The sequence below is a fragment of the Streptococcus sp. 4886 genome (assembly GCF_013276485.1).
Lineage (GTDB): Bacteria > Bacillota > Bacilli > Lactobacillales > Streptococcaceae > Streptococcus.
Genome location: NZ_VMLD01000003.1, coordinates 43,950 through 59,800, shown reverse-complemented (window position 1 = coordinate 59,800; position 15,851 = coordinate 43,950). Strand labels below are relative to the sequence as shown.

Genomic DNA, 15,851 nt, shown 5'->3' with positions numbered 1-15,851 from the left:
TTTAAAGAAGAATTCACTCCTTCATTTGACTCTCTGCATCGGCCACGACTTGTTCTAAACTGGTCTGACCAAGCTCTGCCTCCATAGCCAACTGAATTCTCTCCAATTTTTGATCCAAAACATCATGAATATGAGCTCCAACTGGGCAATTTGGATTTGGATTGTCATGGAAACTAAAGAGTTGACCAGTCTTACCAAGACACTCAACCGCTTGATAAACATCTAATAGACTAATGTCTTTGAGGTCCTTGACAATCTCTGTTCCCCCTGTTCCGCGCGCGACTGAAATCAGCTCTGCCTTCTTCAACTGGGACAAGGTCTTTCTGATAATGACAGGATTGACCCCAACACTAGCAGCCAGAAAATCACTGGTCACCTTGCTTTCCTTCCCCTCGAGGGCAATAATTATCAGCATATGAGTCGCAATGGTAAATCTACTTGGAATTTGCATCCTCTTCTCCTTTTTACGAGGCTCCCCTGCCTCTACTCTTCTTTTTCTTTTATTATACCCTTTTTAGTTGTAATGTCAATCGTTACCACTTTTCAACCAAGCATCTAATTCCCTATCATAACCCTCTTTCTGGGCTAATTCTCTCAGAAATTCCTGATTATGAGTATGGTGGATACCATTGACCAGACTTTCATAGTAAACCTCAAAATAAGGAAGTTTGAGGTCTTTAGCCAGCTGCAATTCAGCTGCCACATCGTAGTCTACCCGTCGGAAGTCCATATCTACCAAGCCCTTGCCATCAAACTCCAAAATCATGTACTGGGCTCGCAAGTCCTTCCGCAGCTGAGCGTCCAAAAAGAAAGGTTGCCCAATCGAACCCGGATTGACAATCAATTGCCCACCAGTCCCGTAACGAAGCAACTGCTGGTGAATATGACCATAAACAGCAATATCACAAGGGGGATTGGTCACCAAGCGGTCAAAGTCCTCTTGTGCTCCAGTATGAATCAACTCACGCCCCCAGTTCTTATCAGGCAGATGATGGCTAATTCCTACCGTCAAATCACCAAACTGACGATGAATCTGGAGAGGTTGATTGTGGAGCATTTCGATTTCTTCTAGGGAAATTTCCTCTAAAACATACTGGCACTGGCGCAAGAGATAGCGTTGACTGGGACGAGTACTATCCAATTCCTTGCGGACACCATGCCACAGACTATCTTCCCAGTTTCCCAAAACTCTAGCTGTAATCGGTAGTTGATCCAACAAGTCCAAAATCCTTCTACGCCCTGTCCCTGGCATGAGAATATCTCCCAAAAGCCAGTATTCATCCACTCCTAGCTGCCGAGCATCTGCCAAAACAGCCTCCAAGGCGGTGGTATTTCCATGAATATCTGAAAGAAGAGCTATTTTCGTCATATCCATCTCCTCGTTTTTTCTCTTGCAATAAGTATAACATAAAAAGTCACAGCTAGAGAAATCTAGCTTTTTTTGATATACTAGATAAAGATATTAGACAAGAGGAAGCGAATGACCCCGAATAAAGAAGACTATCTAAAATGTATTTATGAAATTGGCATAGACCTGCATAAAATCACCAATAAGGAAATTGCGGCCCGCATGCAAGTCTCTCCCCCTGCTGTAACTGAAATGATTAAACGGATGAAAAGTGAAAATCTCATCCTAAAGGACAAGGAATGTGGCTATCTACTGACTGACCTTGGACTTAAACTGGTCTCTGAACTCTACCGTAAACACCGCTTGATTGAAGTTTTTCTAGTTCATCATTTAGACTATACGAGTGACCAGATTCATGAGGAAGCTGAGGTCTTGGAGCATACTGTCTCTGACCTTTTCGTGGAAAGACTGGATAAATTGCTAGGTTTCCCTAAAACCTGCCCCCACGGAGGAACCATTCCTGCCAAGGGAGAACTCCTAGTTGAAATCAATAACCTGCCACTAGCTGACATCAAGGAAGCTGGCTCCTATCGCCTAACTCGGGTGCACGATAGTTTTGACATTCTCAGTTATCTGGACAAGCACTCACTTCACATCGGTGATCCGCTCCAAGTCAAGCAGTTTGATGGCTTCAGCAACACCTTCACTATCCTTAGTAAAGATGAGGATTTACAAGTAGGTATGGACATTGCCAAACAACTCTACGTCGAGAAAATCGACTAATTTCTCAAGTCCCCTACTAACCCTGAAAGTTTTATTTTCAGGGTTTTCTTATCTATTTTTTATATCAAAAAAGATAGCAAACGCTTTCACACTCCAACTAAATATTGTATAATAATTATAGAAAACATTACGTCACTAACATAAAAAAAAGGAGGGCTTATCATGAAAAAAATCATCTCCATCAAAACCATTCAACTTCTTGTCATTGATGGAATCATGCTGGCATTTTTGACATTTAAAGAGGGGCTTACTTGGGATTGGATTTTGATTTACAGTGGTTGGCTCATTTTCTTTCATCCTGTGCTATTGACCTATCTGTCCAACCAGCTTTGTGACTACTTTAGTCAACTCTATTCCCAGATTAGACCGAGATTCTGGCGTTTTTCCTTGCAAATCCTCCTATGGGATAGTCTAATGATTCTCTCCTTGATATTTTTAAGTCGCATCCCACTTTTCCTTCAGGGTACCCTCCTCATCCTAGGACATTTCATCCCCTCCTATCGCATAAGCCAAAGTCTGAAAAGAGACTTCCCCAAGGCCTATCAGAAACAGATTTCATTTTGGAGTATTTTATGATAGATGAGAAAGACCAAGCCCAGCCGGCTTGGTTTTTCTCATCTATTTTTAGTATCAAGGATAATGGTGACTGGTCCGTCATTGACCAACTCAACTTGCATATCCGCTCCAAAGATACCTGTCTGAATGGGTACTTCTTGCGCTAATTTTTGATTGAAAGCATCATAGAAGTCTGATGCCATATCAGGTTTGGCTGCTCCTGTGAAGGCTGGACGATTGCCTTTCTTGGTATCCGCAAAGAGGGTAAACTGAGAAATAGAAAGGATTTCTCCTTCAATATCTTTGACAGACAGGTTCATCTTACCTTCTGCGTCTGAAAAAATCCGCATATTGACAAGCTTTCTCACAGCATAGTCCAAATCTTCCTCTTGGTCCTCTGGTCCAACACCAACCAGCAATAAGAGTCCCTGATTGATTTTCCCCTGAACCTGACCTTTAATGCTCACTTGGGCTTTTGTAACCCGTTGGATAATGATTTTCATAATAGCCTTTCTAGTTAAGAGCTAGGACAATTAGCCGTTGGTCCGTTTGACAGAGTAAACTTCTGGCACACTCTTAATCTTATCTACGACCGTGGTCAGCGTAGAGAGGTTGGCAATACCGAAGGACACATGGATATTGGCAAACTTCATATCTTTGGTTGGTTGAGCGTTAACAGTTGAAATATTCTTGGTTGTGTTTGAAAGAACTTGCAATACATCGTTCAATAGTCCTGTACGATTGAGGCCGTAGATATCAATATGGGCCATATACTCTTTATTTGAGCTAGAGTACTGGTCTTCCCATTCCACATCAAGGAGACGTTGCTCGTAGTTTTCTTGGGCGCGCAGGTTCATACAGTCCACACGGTGAATAGCCACACCTCGACCCTTGGTAATGTAACCGACAATATTGTCACCAGGCACTGGATTACAACACTTGGCAATCCGCACAAGAAGACCTGAGGCACCTTCAATAACCACACCACCCTCATGCTTGACCTTGAGGGTTTCTTTGTTTTCAACCTTGACTTCGCCACCCTTGACAAGTTCTTCTGCCTCCGCCTTGGCCTTGGCACGTTCTTCTTCACGGCGTTCCTTTTCAGTCAGACGGTTAAAGACGGTAATGGCACCGATTTCGCCAAAACCAATGGCTGCAAAGAGGGATTCTTCTGTCTTGTAGCTGGTCTTTTGCAGAACTTGGTCCATATGACGCTTGTCCATGAATTTATTGGCCACATAGCCGTTTTCTTGGAACTGGGCCATCAACATCTCACGACCCTTGTTAACAGACAATTCCTTATCTTGATTTTTAAAGAATTGGCGAATCTTGTTACGCGCCTTGCTGGTTTTGACCATATTGAGCCAATCACGGCTCGGCCCAAAAGAGTTGGGGTTGGTAACAATCTCAACCTGATCTCCTGTCTTGAGCTTGGTTGTCAGTGGGACCATACGACCATTGACCTTGGCACCAGTTGCTTTTTCCCCAACTTTTGTATGGATTTCGTAGGCAAAGTCAATCGGTCCTGAATCTTTGGGAAGAGAACGGACAGCTCCATCTGGGGTAAAGACGTAAATCTCCTCAGCCAGATAGTTTTCCTTAACAGAGTCCACAAATTCCTTGGCATCATCAGCCTGGTCTTGGAGCTCCATCATCTCCTTGATCCAGTTCATCCCAATAGCCGATTCCTTGCTGTTAACCTGCCCCTTAACGCCTTTCTTATAAGCCCAGTGAGCCGCAACCCCGTACTCAGCCACCTCGTGCATGGCCTTGGTCCGAATTTGGAATTCAATCGGCCCTTTTGGCCCATAGACAGTCGTATGGATAGACTGGTAACCATTGGCCTTGCGGTTGGCGATATAGTCTTTGAAACGGCCAGGCATGGGTTTCCAAAGTTCATGCACGTAACCAAGCATGGCATAAACATCACTTTGGGTATCCAAAATACAACGAATGGCAATCAGGTCATAGATTTCCTCAAACCGTTTTCTCTTGTCCTGCATTTTGCGGAAAATCGAGTAAATATGCTTGGGACGACCGTAAATCTTCCCTTTCAAGTGACGATCTGTCGTATATTCCTCTAATTTTGTAACTACCTCATCCACCAAGGCTTCACGCTCTCTGCGCTTTTCCTTCATCATATGGGTAATCTTGTAAAACTCCGTTGGGTTGAGATAACGGAAAGACAAGTCTTCCAATTCCCATTTGACACTAGAAATCCCCAGACGGTGAGCAAGCGGTGCATAGATTTCCATAGTTTCTTTGGAAATACGCTCCTGCTTGTCTTTTCGAAGGTGTTTCAGGGTCCGCATATTGTGCAAGCGGTCAGACAGTTTGACCAAGATAACACGGATGTCCTCAGACATGGCCATAAGCATCTTGCGATGATTTTCCGCTAATTGTTCCTCGATTGATTTGTACTCGACCTTACCAAGCTTGGTAACCCCATCTACGATTACCCGTACATCAGGACCAAACTCCCTTTCCAAATCGTCCAAGGTCGCATCTGTATCCTCCACCACATCATGCAAGAAACCACAAGCTACCGTTACGGCATCCAGCTTGAGTTTGGCTAAAATACCTGCCACTTGGATGGGGTGAATGATATAAGGTTCACCTGATTTACGATATTGACCACTGTGGCAATCCACCGCATAGACCAAGGCCTTATGGACAAAATGGACATCCTCTTCCGTTAAATATTCTTTGGTTAAAGCGACAACTTCTTCGCCTGTTAAATTCACTTCTTTTGGCATCTCTACTCTCCAATTCTTCCTACCATTTTATCACTTTTTTAAGAATATGAAAACTAGATTGGAACAGAATAAGAAAAAAATAATTCAGAATTGCTTGATAATTCTGAATTATTAGTCTATAATATATTACGAAGTTAGATTTTAAACTTAGGTGATAGAAGGAGAGATAGAAGAACGGAAACCATATTGTAACCGAAAGACTTTCTGACTTCCCCAATTCCATTGAATATACGAAAGATAAACGGTGGAATTCGTGTCACATACACTGGTACCTTGACTGGATTTTAGAATTAAAATCCTCAAGATGCTTTCTTTTATCCTTTAGTTTATAAGGAGAACACCTATGAAAAAAACTGCTATTTCTATCTTTGCTCTCCTAGTGTTAGGAGTTAGCTGCCTGTTCCTATTCAGCCAGCAAAGTTATAAAAAAACAGTCGTTCAATACTATGCTAACGACCAGAACCTGCCCAATAGGATAACTTATAGTGAATATAGCGATAAACGAGAAGCCAACTATGGTGGCACTCTAAACATCACATCTATCAAACAAGCTAATGACGGAGTTTATGCAACCTATGAAGGGCAATTGACACCTCTCCGATATTGATAAATTGATAACCAGCCTGTCTTCATCTAGTCATGCTGGTTTTTAAGTTCATCCTAAATCCTTACCTATTCTCCCTAACTGTGCTATACTTAATTTAGTACATTCTTTGAGATTGGAGCTAGTATGAAAATCCATAAAACCGTGAATCCTGTTGCCTATGAAAACACCTATTACCTAGAAGGCGAAAAGCACCTCATCATTGTCGATCCTGGTAGCCATTGGGACGCTATTCGCAAGACGATTGAGAAAATCAACAAACCCATCTGTGCTATTCTATTGACCCACGCTCATTATGACCATATCATGAGTCTGGACTTGGTTCGTGAGACTTTTGGCAATCCTCCTGTCTATATCGCAGAGAGTGAAGCCAGCTGGCTCTACACTCCTGTCGATAATCTCTCTGGTCTCCCTCGTCACGATGATATGGCAGATGTGGTCGCAAAACCTGCAGAGCACACTTTTATCTTTCACGAAGAATACCAACTAGAGGAATTTCGTTTCACTGTCTTGCCAACACCAGGACATTCTATCGGTGGTGTTTCTATCGTCTTTCCACAAGCTCACTTGGTCTTGACAGGTGATGCCCTGTTCCGTGAAACTATCGGACGAACAGATCTTCCAACTGGTAGTACGGAGCAACTTCTCCATAGTATCCAGACCCAACTCTTCACTCTACCAAACTACGATGTTTATCCAGGACATGGTCCAGCTACAACCATCGCTCACGAAAAAACTTTCAATCCCTTTTTCTAGTAAAATGATGACAATCAATAGCACAATTTAAGTAAACTATCCAGCAAATCTTTCCACTATAAAAGGCATCCTATCAAGGTTTTCACACCTGATTGGATGCCTTTTTTCTGATGACTAAATTTTTTGCCTTACCAAATAATCACGCGCTCTTCTGGTGAACGCCACATACCGTCTCCTTCTTTGACATCATAGGTTGTAAAGAAATCATCGAAGTTTGGTACTTGTACATTGACACGGAGTTTGGCTGGCGCGTGCACATCGACGCTGGCCAAAAGTTTCATAAATTCTGGACGACCTTTCATACGCCAGATGCGACCGAAGTTGTAGAAGAATTCTTCTGCTGAGAAGTCTGGTTCTCTCTTAGCTGCTTCAAGGGCTGCAGCGATTCCTCCCAAGTCAGCCACGTTTTCTGACACAGTCAATTTACCATTGATGGTTGCTCCATAAGAATCCTGTCCATCAAACTGGTCAATAACTTTTTGTGTTTTCTCCTTGAAGGCAGCATAGTCGCTCTCTGTCCACCAATCCTTGAGGCTACCATTTTCATCAAAGGAAGCTCCGTTGGTATCAAAGGCGTGGGAAATTTCATGGGCAATAACTGCCCCAATCCCACCGTAGTTAGCAGAAGATGACTGATGCAAGTCATAGAAAGGAGCCTGTAAAATGGCCGCTGGAAAGACAATCAGGTTCTTCTGTGGATTGTAGTAGGCATTGACCATATGAGCAGGCATGCCCCATTCCTTATAGTCTACAGGCTGGTTCCACTTGCTCCAACTGTGCTTGATTTCCACACGCGCAAAGGCTAGAGCATTGTCAAAAAGACTAGCAGTCTCATCCACTACCTTGTCCTTGTAGCGTGCTGGCAATTCTTCTGGGTAACCAATATAAGGCTTGATGACATTGAGTTTGACGATGGCCTTGTCACGAGTTTCTGGAGTTAGCCAGTCATTTTTGGCCAAGCGCTCCTTATAGACATCAATCATGGTTGCCACTTTTTTCTCTACATCTGCCTTGGCCTCTGGAGAGAATTTTTCATGGGCATACCAAAGACCTAAGGCTTGTTTGAAAGGACCTTGTGCTAGCTGGTAGGCTGCCTTGACCTTGTCTTTGGCTTCTGGAACTCCTGAAAGCGCACGGCTATAGGCACCTGACAAGACACGGATTTCTTCTGTTAAATAGCTGGTTGAGAGATTCACAACACTTAAAATTAAGGTTGCCTTGAGGAGAGGCCAAGCTTCTTCACTATAGAATTGGTCTGCGGCTTGCCAGAAACGTTCCTCGTCTACGATAACCTTGTCTGGTACTTGTCCAAGAACAGCTTGGAAGAAGTCATCCAAAGGTAGGGCAGGCGCAAATTTCTTGAAATCTTCATAAGCATATGGATGGTAAAGTTTAGCATATTCTGAACTTTCTTCATTAGAAAGAACTACTGCTGCAATTCGGCTGTCCAATTCAAGTCTTTTCTCTAGCAAGTCTTCAATTTCTTCATCAGAGAAATCATAAGCCTTGAGGAGATTTGCGCTGCTTTCTTTCCAAAGAGTCAAGAGCTCCTGGCGCTGAGGATGGTCTTCTGCATAGTAGGTCGTATCTGGCAGGATCGTGCTTGGAGCACTAGCCCATAGAACATTGATTCTGGCATCCATAAAGTCTGGCGATACACCAAAAGGAAGGAAATTAGGTTTTCCTGCAAGCTCAAACTCTGCTAGTTTAGCTGTAAAATCCGCAAAAGTCTCCAATTCTTGGAATTCTTTAAGAAGTGGTAAGACAGGTGTGATACCGTCAGCTTCTCTCTTGTCAAAATCACGAACTAGGCGGTGATATTTGACAAAGTTTGCCAAGATAGCATCCTCAGGCACCTCTTCTCCTGCCAACCACTTGTCTGTTGTCGCCAGCATCAGATCTTCAATTTCCTGGTCTAAATCAACAAAACCTCCCGTTTGAGACTTATCTGCTGGAATTTCAGCTGTCTGTTGCCATTCCCCATTGATAGCATCATAAAAATCATCTTGATAACGTGTCATCTTGTTCTCGCTTTCATTTGTACTTGTTTTTAGCTTAACAAAAATTGCTTGGGAATGCAATTAAAAATGAACGGATGTTTCCCATTGTTTTTCAGTTATTATTTTAATTTTTTCAAAAATTAACTTGACTTAATTTTTTTTTTAATGTATATTAAGAGACAGGAGGAATATAAGTTTATGATACGTATCGAAAACCTCAGTGTCTCCTACAAAGAAACGTTGGCACTTAAGGATATTTCACTAGTGCTCCATGGACCGACAATTACAGGTATCATTGGCCCAAACGGTGCTGGAAAATCAACATTATTAAAAGGGATGCTGGGAATTATCCCACATCAAGGTCAGGCATTTCTCGATAACAAGGAAGTTAAAAAATCCTTACACCGAATTGCCTATGTCGAACAAAAAATCAATATCGACTACAACTTTCCCATCAAGGTCAAGGAATGCGTCTCGTTAGGACTCTTTCCCTCTATCCCTCTCTTTCGAAGTTTAAAGGCTAAACATTGGAAGAAAGTGAAAGAAGCCCTTGAAATCGTCGGTCTAGCTGACTACGCTGAACGGCAAATCAGTCAACTGTCTGGAGGTCAATTCCAGCGGGTCTTGATTGCCAGATGTTTGGTACAGGAAGCCGACTATATCCTCTTGGATGAACCCTTTGTTGGGATTGACTCTGTCAGTGAGGAAATCATCATGAATACGCTGAGAGATCTGAAAAAAGCTGGGAAGACGGTTCTCATCGTCCACCACGACCTCAGCAAGGTTCCCCACTACTTCGATCAAGTCTTGCTTGTCAATCGAGAAGTGATTGCCTTTGGTCCAACCAAAGAAACCTTTACCGAAGCCAATCTCAAAGAAGCTTACGGTAATCGACTCTTTTTCAATGGAGGTGACCTATGATTGCAGAATTTATCGATGGATTGCAAAAATTCCATTTCCTACAAAATGCCTTGATAACAGCCATTGTCGTCGGGGTCGTAGCTGGAGCTGTAGGATGTTTCATCATCCTACGCGGGATGTCACTCATGGGAGATGCCATTTCACATGCTGTCTTACCAGGTGTAGCCCTCTCCTTCATCTTGGGCCTTGACTTCTTTATCGGAGCCATTGTCTTTGGACTGCTAGCTGCCATCATCATTACCTACATCAAGGGAAACTCGATTATCAAAAGCGATACCGCCATCGGCATTACCTTTTCTTCTTTCTTAGCCCTCGGTATCATCTTGATTAGTGTCGCTAAAAGTTCAACTGACCTTTTCCATATCCTTTTTGGTAATATCCTAGCCGTCCAAGATACGGATATGTTTATTACTATGGGTGTTGGGGCAGTCATTCTCTTGTTAATCTGGATTTTCTTCAAGCAACTCTTGATAACTTCCTTTGATGAACTCTTGGCCAAAGCCATGGGAATGCCTGTCAATTTCTATCACTACCTTCTCATGGTACTCTTGACTCTCGTGTCTGTGACAGCCATGCAAAGTGTCGGAACTATCCTGATTGTAGCCATGCTGATTACCCCAGCTGCAACTGCTTATCTGTATGCTAATAGCCTGAAAAGTATGATTTTCCTTTCCTCAACCTTTGGAGCGACAGCTTCAGTTTTGGGGCTCTTTATCGGCTATAGCTTTAACGTTGCGGCAGGTTCTAGTATCGTGCTTACAGCCGCTAGTTTCTTTCTCATTAGCTTCTTTATCGCTCCAAAACAACGATATTTGAAACTAAAAAATAAACATTTGTTAAAATAAGGGGTAAAACCCCAATAAATTGGAGGATCTAATGAAAAAATTAGGTACATTACTCGTTCTCTTTCTTTCTGTTATTGCTCTTGTAGCATGTGCTAGCGGAAAAAAAGATACAGCTTCTGGTCAAAAACTAAAAGTTGTTGCTACAAACTCAATCATCGCTGATATTACTAAAAATATTGCTGGTGATAAAATTGATCTTCATAGTATCGTTCCGATTGGGCAAGACCCACACGAATACGAACCACTTCCTGAAGATGTTAAGAAAACTTCTGAGGCAGACCTCATTTTCTATAACGGTATCAACCTTGAAACAGGTGGCAATGCTTGGTTTACAAAATTGGTAGAAAATGCTAAGAAAACTGAAAACAAAGACTACTTTGCAGTCAGCGAAGGCGTTGATGTTATCTACCTTGAAGGAAAAAATGAAAAAGGTAAAGAAGACCCACACGCTTGGCTCAACCTTGAAAATGGGATTATCTTTGCTAAAAATATCGCTAAACAATTGAGCGCAAAAGACCCTAACAACAAAGAATTCTATGAAAAAAATCTCAAAGAATATACTGATAAGTTAGACAAACTTGATAAAGAAAGTAAGGATAAATTTAATAACATCCCTGCTGAAAAGAAACTCATTGTAACCAGCGAAGGAGCATTCAAATACTTCTCTAAAGCCTATGGTGTCCCAAGTGCCTACATCTGGGAAATCAATACTGAAGAAGAAGGAACACCTGAACAAATCAAGACCTTGGTTGAAAAACTTCGCCAAACAAAAGTTCCTTCACTCTTTGTAGAATCAAGTGTGGATGACCGTCCAATGAAGACTGTTTCACAAGACACAAACATCCCAATCTACGCACAAATCTTTACTGACTCTATCGCAGAAGAAGGTAAAGAAGGCGACAGCTACTACAACATGATGAAATACAACCTTGATAAAATTGCTGAAGGATTGGCAAAATAATCCTCTGAAAAACGTCATTCTCACATGAGCTGACGTTTTTTCTATGCACACATTTCCGGTCAAATCATTGGAAAATTCTGACCGTTTCAGCTACAATGGAAGAAAAAAGATTGGAGTATCCTATGGTAACTTTTCTCGGAAATCCTGTGAGCTTTACAGGTAAACAACTACAAGTCGGCGACAAGGCGCTTGATTTTTCACTCACTACAACAGACCTTTCTAAAAAATCTCTGGCTGATTTTGATGGAAAGAAAAAAGTCTTGAGTGTCGTACCTTCTATCGATACAGGCATCTGCTCAACTCAAACGCGTCGTTTTAATGAAGAACTGGCTGGACTGGATAATACGGTTGTCTTGACTGTTTCAATGGACCTCCCCTTTGCCCAAAAACGTTGGTGTGGTGCTGAGGGAATTGAAAATGCCATCATGCTCTCAGACTATTTCGACCATTCCTTTGGACGTGATTACGCCCTCTTAATCAATGAGTGGCACCTATTGGCACGCGCGGTCTTTGTCCTTGATACTGACAATACTATTCGCTACGTTGAATACGTGGACAATATCAATTCTGAGCCAAACTTCGAAGCCGCAATTGCAGCTGCTAAAGAACTATAGAAAAAATCCTCTGTCACAAAGAGTTTCCTGCTCTTTGAAACGGAGGATTTTTGTTTACGAGTAAATACCAGTTCAATCAGATAAGAACAACTACCTTATACTCTTCGAAAATCTCTTCAAACCACGTCAGCTTTATCTGCAACCTCAAAGCGGTGCTTTGAGCAACCTACGGCTTGCTTCCTAGTTTGCTCTTTGATTTTCATTGAGTATTACTCTACAGATTTCAGGGCTTCAAGCATATCAACCTTTCTCAGATGATAATTGACAAAAAAACCAAGCAAGGTCAAAATGATACTTACTGCCGTCACGGGGATTACATAGACTTCCCAGCCTACCTGCGGATAAAAGAGAATGGTCGCAGGCGAAATCATTTGAATCAAAAATTGGTGTAAATAGAAACCAGATACCAAACCAAGTACGATTCCCACAAGGGACAGCACAATCGTCTCACGGTAAATGTAGAGGGTGACTTCATTATTATGAAAACCGAGAACCTTGATAGTAGAGAGTTCACGGATTCTCTCAGCTACGTTGATATTGGTCAGATTGTAGAGGATAACAATAGCCAATAGAACCGACACGATGACCAAGATGGTCATGGTCTGATTGAGTGAACTTGCGACCGAGTCAAAGAGTCGAATGGCTGAAGCATTCTGGACAACACTGGACACCGCAGATTGATTCATAAGCAAGCCGGCCTGTCTTTCGATACTAGGAGCACTGGTATCCCTTAGCGAGACCAGATAAGTGTTGGCTTGGGGTAGCTGTCCATAAATTTGCTCATAGCTAGCCTGACTCATATAAATAAAGTGACCAACGTAATTCTCAGCAATGGCAGCGACCGTTAGTGCCTTACCTTCAATTTCTAGAGTCTGCCCAACCTTGACACCTGCCAGCTGGGCAAGTTTAGCTGTAATAACGACGCCATCTTTTAATGTCAGATCCTGCTGATGATGTTGCAGATGGATAAAGGGAGTCAAATCTTCCTTCTCTGTCATCATAAGAGTAATGGTTTGAAGACCAGCCTTACCTTTGAAATCCTTGTCTAGCGTTTTAGAATAGATTTTCTGATAGGCTTGAATATCCTGCCCTTTCAACACTTCTTCTAACTCTGCCTTGTCCTGATTGGTCGCACTAGGGTTTTCAGAGACAATCATCTGATACTGTTGGATTTGTTGAAACTGTCTAGACGGAACTCCTGCTACAGAGGATTGGATTCCCAAACCTGCATAGAGCAAAGCTACAGAACCTGCCACACCAAAGATCGTCATCAACATCCGCTGCTTATAACGGAAGATATTGCGAGCAGTTACCTTATGAGTAAAACTGAGACGGCGCCAGATAAAACCGATGCGCTCCAGTAAGATTTTAGCTCCTTTAACAGGAGGTTTAGGCAGTAAAAGATGGGCTGCTTCATCATGAAGTTCCCTCCGAGCCACCAGATAGGCTGGTAACACACTCGCCAACCAACTCAAACCAAGAGCCAGTAAGCTATAGGTCCAATAGAACTGAATCTGGGTTTCTCCCACCACCATGCCTTTTGTAATGACACTTGAAATTACACTAGCTAGTAAATAATGGCCAAGTATACTACCTAGAGCTGTTCCGACAGTTCCAGATACTAGACCGTAGAGAAGAAACTTGGCGATAATATCCTTACTACGATAGCCCAAGGCCTTAAAAATCCCTGCATGAGTTCGCTCTTCATCCACAAAACGAGTCATAGTTGTGAAGGTCACCATAGCCGCTACGGCATAAAGCACTACAGGAAAGATATTGCCCACTGCCCGAATACTGGCTGAAGCATTACTGTACATGAGGTAGCCTTGACTGCCAGGCATGGTCTGACGATTATATACTTGATATTTGGGCTCAGACAAATCATCCAAGACTTGCTGATGTTTTTCTAATTTTTCCTTTTCTTGGGCTAGATTTTGTTCAGCTTGCTTTAGTTTGTCCTCTTCCTTGCCCAGTTCCTGCTTGGCTTGGGTAAGTTGAGCACTAGCCTGCTCTCTCTGAGCTTGAGGAAACAAGGCTAGTTGACTTTCTTGAGCCTGTATACGAGCTTGAGCAGCTGCTAAACGACGCTTGCCTTCCTGCAAATTAGTCTGAGCCTTGTCAAGGGTCTCTTGCCCCTTGTCTAGAGACTCTTGTCCTTCTTTTTTCAAAAGTTGCAGACGTACCTTGCCATTATCTGATAAAGTTTGTTCAAGGTCTTCCTGATGTTGCTTGGATTTTTCTTCATAAGCTGATGAAAAGGCATTTAAACCTGCTAAATCTTGATATTTCAAACGAGCTATATTGTAGACTTTCTGATCAAATTGACTAGGTAAAATCACCCCATAGGCTGTCAGAGTCCCACTTCCACTTCCTGCGTAGCCCATATCTCGCTGGGAGAGGATTTCAGCCGAATCCACAAAACCAGTAATGGTATAAGTATGGTCTTTTAAAGAGGAATGACCCTCTTCTTTTTCTTTAAAACTAATCTCCTGTCCCACACGATATTGACCTTGCAAATGACTTGCCAAGGCGATTTCCTTATCTGACTGCGGAAGTCGTCCCTTTCTTAGCTGAAAGGTTGAAATTCGATCTGGTTTGGAGTACAGCCGAATGGCATCCTGCCCATTATCCATAGTCACATCTGTCAAATAGCCAAACTCAACCTCTGCGCCCTGCGTCTGTTTTAGTTCTTCTTGATCTGTTTGATCCAAGCCATAGTTAGACATGACTGCCAAATCCAAGGTTTTAGCAGTTGTTAAATAAGCATTAGCTGTTGCCTCCATGTTGGGACTGGTTACTTTGAGACCTACTAGGGCTAGAGAGCCCAACATCATCAAGGTCAAGATGGATAAAAAACGCCCCTTTGAGCCTGTGAAGGACTGAATTAAGTCCTTCCAATAGGTTTTTCGCTTGATCATGCTAGTACTCCAAACTGTCGATATCCTGAGGATGCTGGTTGAGCACCACATCCTTGACACTGGCATCGTGCATATGAATCACGCGATCAGCAATGGGAGCCAAAGCTCCATTGTGAGTCACGATAATCACCGTCGCTCCCTTTTGACGAGACATATCTTGGAGGATTTTCAAAACCTGCTTGCCCGTCTGATAATCCAAGGCGCCTGTCGGTTCGTCACAAAGGAGAATTTTAGGATTTTTGGCTACCGCGCGTGCAATGGAGACTCGCTGTTGCTCCCCTCCAGAAAGCTGGGCTGGAAAGTTATTGAGACGATGAGCCAGACCTACATCTGTCAAGACCTGTTCAGGATTCAAGGCATCTGTCACGATTTCTGAAGCCAACTCCACATTTTCCTTAGCAGTCAGATTGGACACTAGATTGTAGAACTGAAAAATAAAACCGACATCATTGCGGCGGTAATTGGTTCTCTGGTGGGAACTATAGCCTGCAATATTGGCACCATCAATCCAGATTTCCCCTTCATCATTGGTATCCATGCCTCCAAGAAGGTTAAGAACCGTTGACTTGCCTGCACCAGATGCACCTAGAATAATAACCAATTCACCCTTTTCAATCTCAAAATTCACATCACGATTGGCCACAATCTCCGTGTCCCCAACCTGATACCGCTTGTAACAGTGTTTCATCTCAATATAAGCCATCAGACCCACCCTCTCTCAAACAAATTACTTCATATTACCATTATAACGCTTTTTCAACTAGTTGGAAACTGCTTACATTCTCAAATC

General features: G+C 42.6%; 15 protein-coding genes. 8 read left to right on the top strand and 7 right to left on the bottom strand.

Features of this window, described 5'->3' with window-relative positions; all coding sequences use genetic code 11:
• Positions 1-13: 13 nt before the first annotated feature.
• The gene (locus HT679_RS01345) at positions 14-451 is read right to left on the bottom strand and encodes an Rrf2 family transcriptional regulator (protein WP_001166788.1); all 438 of its coding nucleotides are present in this window, start codon (positions 449-451) and stop codon (positions 14-16) included.
• Positions 452-526: 75 nt separating this feature from the next.
• Positions 527-1,369 (bottom strand): metallophosphoesterase family protein, encoded by an 843-nt coding sequence (locus HT679_RS01340; RefSeq protein WP_173212453.1) that lies wholly within the window; start codon positions 1,367-1,369, stop codon positions 527-529.
• Positions 1,370-1,480: 111 nt separating this feature from the next.
• Between HT679_RS01340 and HT679_RS01335 the strand changes: the two genes are divergently transcribed.
• Positions 1,481-2,131, top strand: a complete 651-nt coding sequence (locus HT679_RS01335; protein ID WP_173212451.1) for a metal-dependent transcriptional regulator — start codon at positions 1,481-1,483, stop codon at positions 2,129-2,131.
• 162 nt (positions 2,132-2,293) lie between these two features.
• On the top strand, positions 2,294-2,707 hold the full coding sequence (locus HT679_RS01330; RefSeq protein WP_173212449.1) for a hypothetical protein: 414 nt from the start codon (positions 2,294-2,296) through the stop codon (positions 2,705-2,707).
• A 38-nt stretch (positions 2,708-2,745) separates the two neighbouring features.
• Here the strand turns inward: HT679_RS01330 and dtd are convergent, their stop codons facing one another.
• The gene (gene dtd / locus HT679_RS01325) at positions 2,746-3,189 is read right to left on the bottom strand and encodes a D-aminoacyl-tRNA deacylase (RefSeq protein WP_173212447.1); all 444 of its coding nucleotides are present in this window, start codon (positions 3,187-3,189) and stop codon (positions 2,746-2,748) included.
• A 30-nt stretch (positions 3,190-3,219) separates the two neighbouring features.
• Positions 3,220-5,442 (bottom strand): bifunctional (p)ppGpp synthetase/guanosine-3',5'-bis(diphosphate) 3'-pyrophosphohydrolase, encoded by a 2,223-nt coding sequence (locus tag HT679_RS01320; RefSeq protein WP_173212445.1) that lies wholly within the window; start codon positions 5,440-5,442, stop codon positions 3,220-3,222.
• A gap of 379 nt (positions 5,443-5,821) precedes the next feature.
• Between HT679_RS01320 and HT679_RS01315 the strand changes: the two genes are divergently transcribed.
• Together HT679_RS01315 and HT679_RS01310 are read left to right on the top strand one after the other, a co-directional pair.
• Positions 5,822-6,049: a hypothetical protein gene (locus HT679_RS01315; protein ID WP_345694211.1), complete on the top strand. Its 228-nt coding sequence runs from the start codon at positions 5,822-5,824 to the stop codon at positions 6,047-6,049.
• A gap of 123 nt (positions 6,050-6,172) precedes the next feature.
• Positions 6,173-6,802 (top strand): MBL fold metallo-hydrolase, encoded by a 630-nt coding sequence (locus tag HT679_RS01310; protein ID WP_000690840.1) that lies wholly within the window; start codon positions 6,173-6,175, stop codon positions 6,800-6,802.
• Positions 6,803-6,930: 128 nt separating this feature from the next.
• Here the strand turns inward: HT679_RS01310 and pepO are convergent, their stop codons facing one another.
• Positions 6,931-8,823 (bottom strand): endopeptidase PepO, encoded by a 1,893-nt coding sequence (pepO, locus tag HT679_RS01305; RefSeq protein WP_173212443.1) that lies wholly within the window; start codon positions 8,821-8,823, stop codon positions 6,931-6,933.
• Between the two features lie 177 nt (positions 8,824-9,000).
• Between pepO and HT679_RS01300 the strand changes: the two genes are divergently transcribed.
• From HT679_RS01300 to tpx, 4 genes are all read left to right on the top strand, one after another.
• Complete coding sequence (locus HT679_RS01300; RefSeq protein ID WP_000619152.1) at positions 9,001-9,723, top strand: metal ABC transporter ATP-binding protein; 723 nt, start codon at positions 9,001-9,003, stop codon at positions 9,721-9,723.
• Positions 9,720-10,568, top strand: a complete 849-nt coding sequence (locus HT679_RS01295) for a metal ABC transporter permease (protein WP_000559787.1) — start codon at positions 9,720-9,722, stop codon at positions 10,566-10,568. Before HT679_RS01300 ends, HT679_RS01295 begins: the two co-directional genes overlap by 4 nt.
• Before the next feature lie 31 nt (positions 10,569-10,599).
• Positions 10,600-11,529, top strand: a complete 930-nt coding sequence (gene psaA / locus HT679_RS01290) for a metal ABC transporter substrate-binding lipoprotein/adhesin PsaA (protein WP_000733084.1) — start codon at positions 10,600-10,602, stop codon at positions 11,527-11,529.
• 122 nt (positions 11,530-11,651) lie between these two features.
• The gene (gene tpx, locus HT679_RS01285) at positions 11,652-12,143 is read left to right on the top strand and encodes a thiol peroxidase (protein ID WP_061366224.1); all 492 of its coding nucleotides are present in this window, start codon (positions 11,652-11,654) and stop codon (positions 12,141-12,143) included.
• Between the two features lie 209 nt (positions 12,144-12,352).
• On the opposite strand, the gene HT679_RS01280 is transcribed toward tpx, so the two are convergent.
• On the bottom strand, positions 12,353-15,061 hold the full coding sequence (locus tag HT679_RS01280) for an FtsX-like permease family protein (protein ID WP_173212441.1): 2,709 nt from the start codon (positions 15,059-15,061) through the stop codon (positions 12,353-12,355).
• A 1-nt stretch (position 15,062) separates the two neighbouring features.
• Positions 15,063-15,764, bottom strand: a complete 702-nt coding sequence (locus tag HT679_RS01275; protein WP_172923719.1) for an ABC transporter ATP-binding protein — start codon at positions 15,762-15,764, stop codon at positions 15,063-15,065.
• Positions 15,765-15,851 lie beyond the last annotated feature (87 nt).

Excerpts from the sequence above, each read along its gene's own strand:
- HT679_RS01280 (WP_173212441.1), bottom strand. The coding sequence starts at position 15,061 with ATGATCAAGCGAAAAACCTATTGGAAGGACTTAATTCAGTCCTTCACA.
- psaA (WP_000733084.1), top strand. The coding sequence starts at position 10,600 with ATGAAAAAATTAGGTACATTACTCGTTCTCTTTCTTTCTGTTATTGCT.
- HT679_RS01335 (WP_173212451.1), top strand. The coding sequence starts at position 1,481 with ATGACCCCGAATAAAGAAGACTATCTAAAATGTATTTATGAAATTGGC.
- dtd (WP_173212447.1), bottom strand. The coding sequence starts at position 3,189 with ATGAAAATCATTATCCAACGGGTTACAAAAGCCCAAGTGAGCATTAAA.
- HT679_RS01300 (WP_000619152.1), top strand. The coding sequence starts at position 9,001 with ATGATACGTATCGAAAACCTCAGTGTCTCCTACAAAGAAACGTTGGCA.
- HT679_RS01320 (WP_173212445.1), bottom strand. The coding sequence starts at position 5,442 with ATGCCAAAAGAAGTGAATTTAACAGGCGAAGAAGTTGTCGCTTTAACC.
- HT679_RS01310 (WP_000690840.1), top strand. The coding sequence starts at position 6,173 with ATGAAAATCCATAAAACCGTGAATCCTGTTGCCTATGAAAACACCTAT.
- HT679_RS01330 (WP_173212449.1), top strand. The coding sequence starts at position 2,294 with ATGAAAAAAATCATCTCCATCAAAACCATTCAACTTCTTGTCATTGAT.
- HT679_RS01340 (WP_173212453.1), bottom strand. The coding sequence starts at position 1,369 with ATGACGAAAATAGCTCTTCTTTCAGATATTCATGGAAATACCACCGCC.
- HT679_RS01275 (WP_172923719.1), bottom strand. The coding sequence starts at position 15,764 with ATGGCTTATATTGAGATGAAACACTGTTACAAGCGGTATCAGGTTGGG.
- tpx (WP_061366224.1), top strand. The coding sequence starts at position 11,652 with ATGGTAACTTTTCTCGGAAATCCTGTGAGCTTTACAGGTAAACAACTA.
- HT679_RS01295 (WP_000559787.1), top strand. The coding sequence starts at position 9,720 with ATGATTGCAGAATTTATCGATGGATTGCAAAAATTCCATTTCCTACAA.
- HT679_RS01345 (WP_001166788.1), bottom strand. The coding sequence starts at position 451 with ATGCAAATTCCAAGTAGATTTACCATTGCGACTCATATGCTGATAATT.
- pepO (WP_173212443.1), bottom strand. The coding sequence starts at position 8,823 with ATGACACGTTATCAAGATGATTTTTATGATGCTATCAATGGGGAATGG.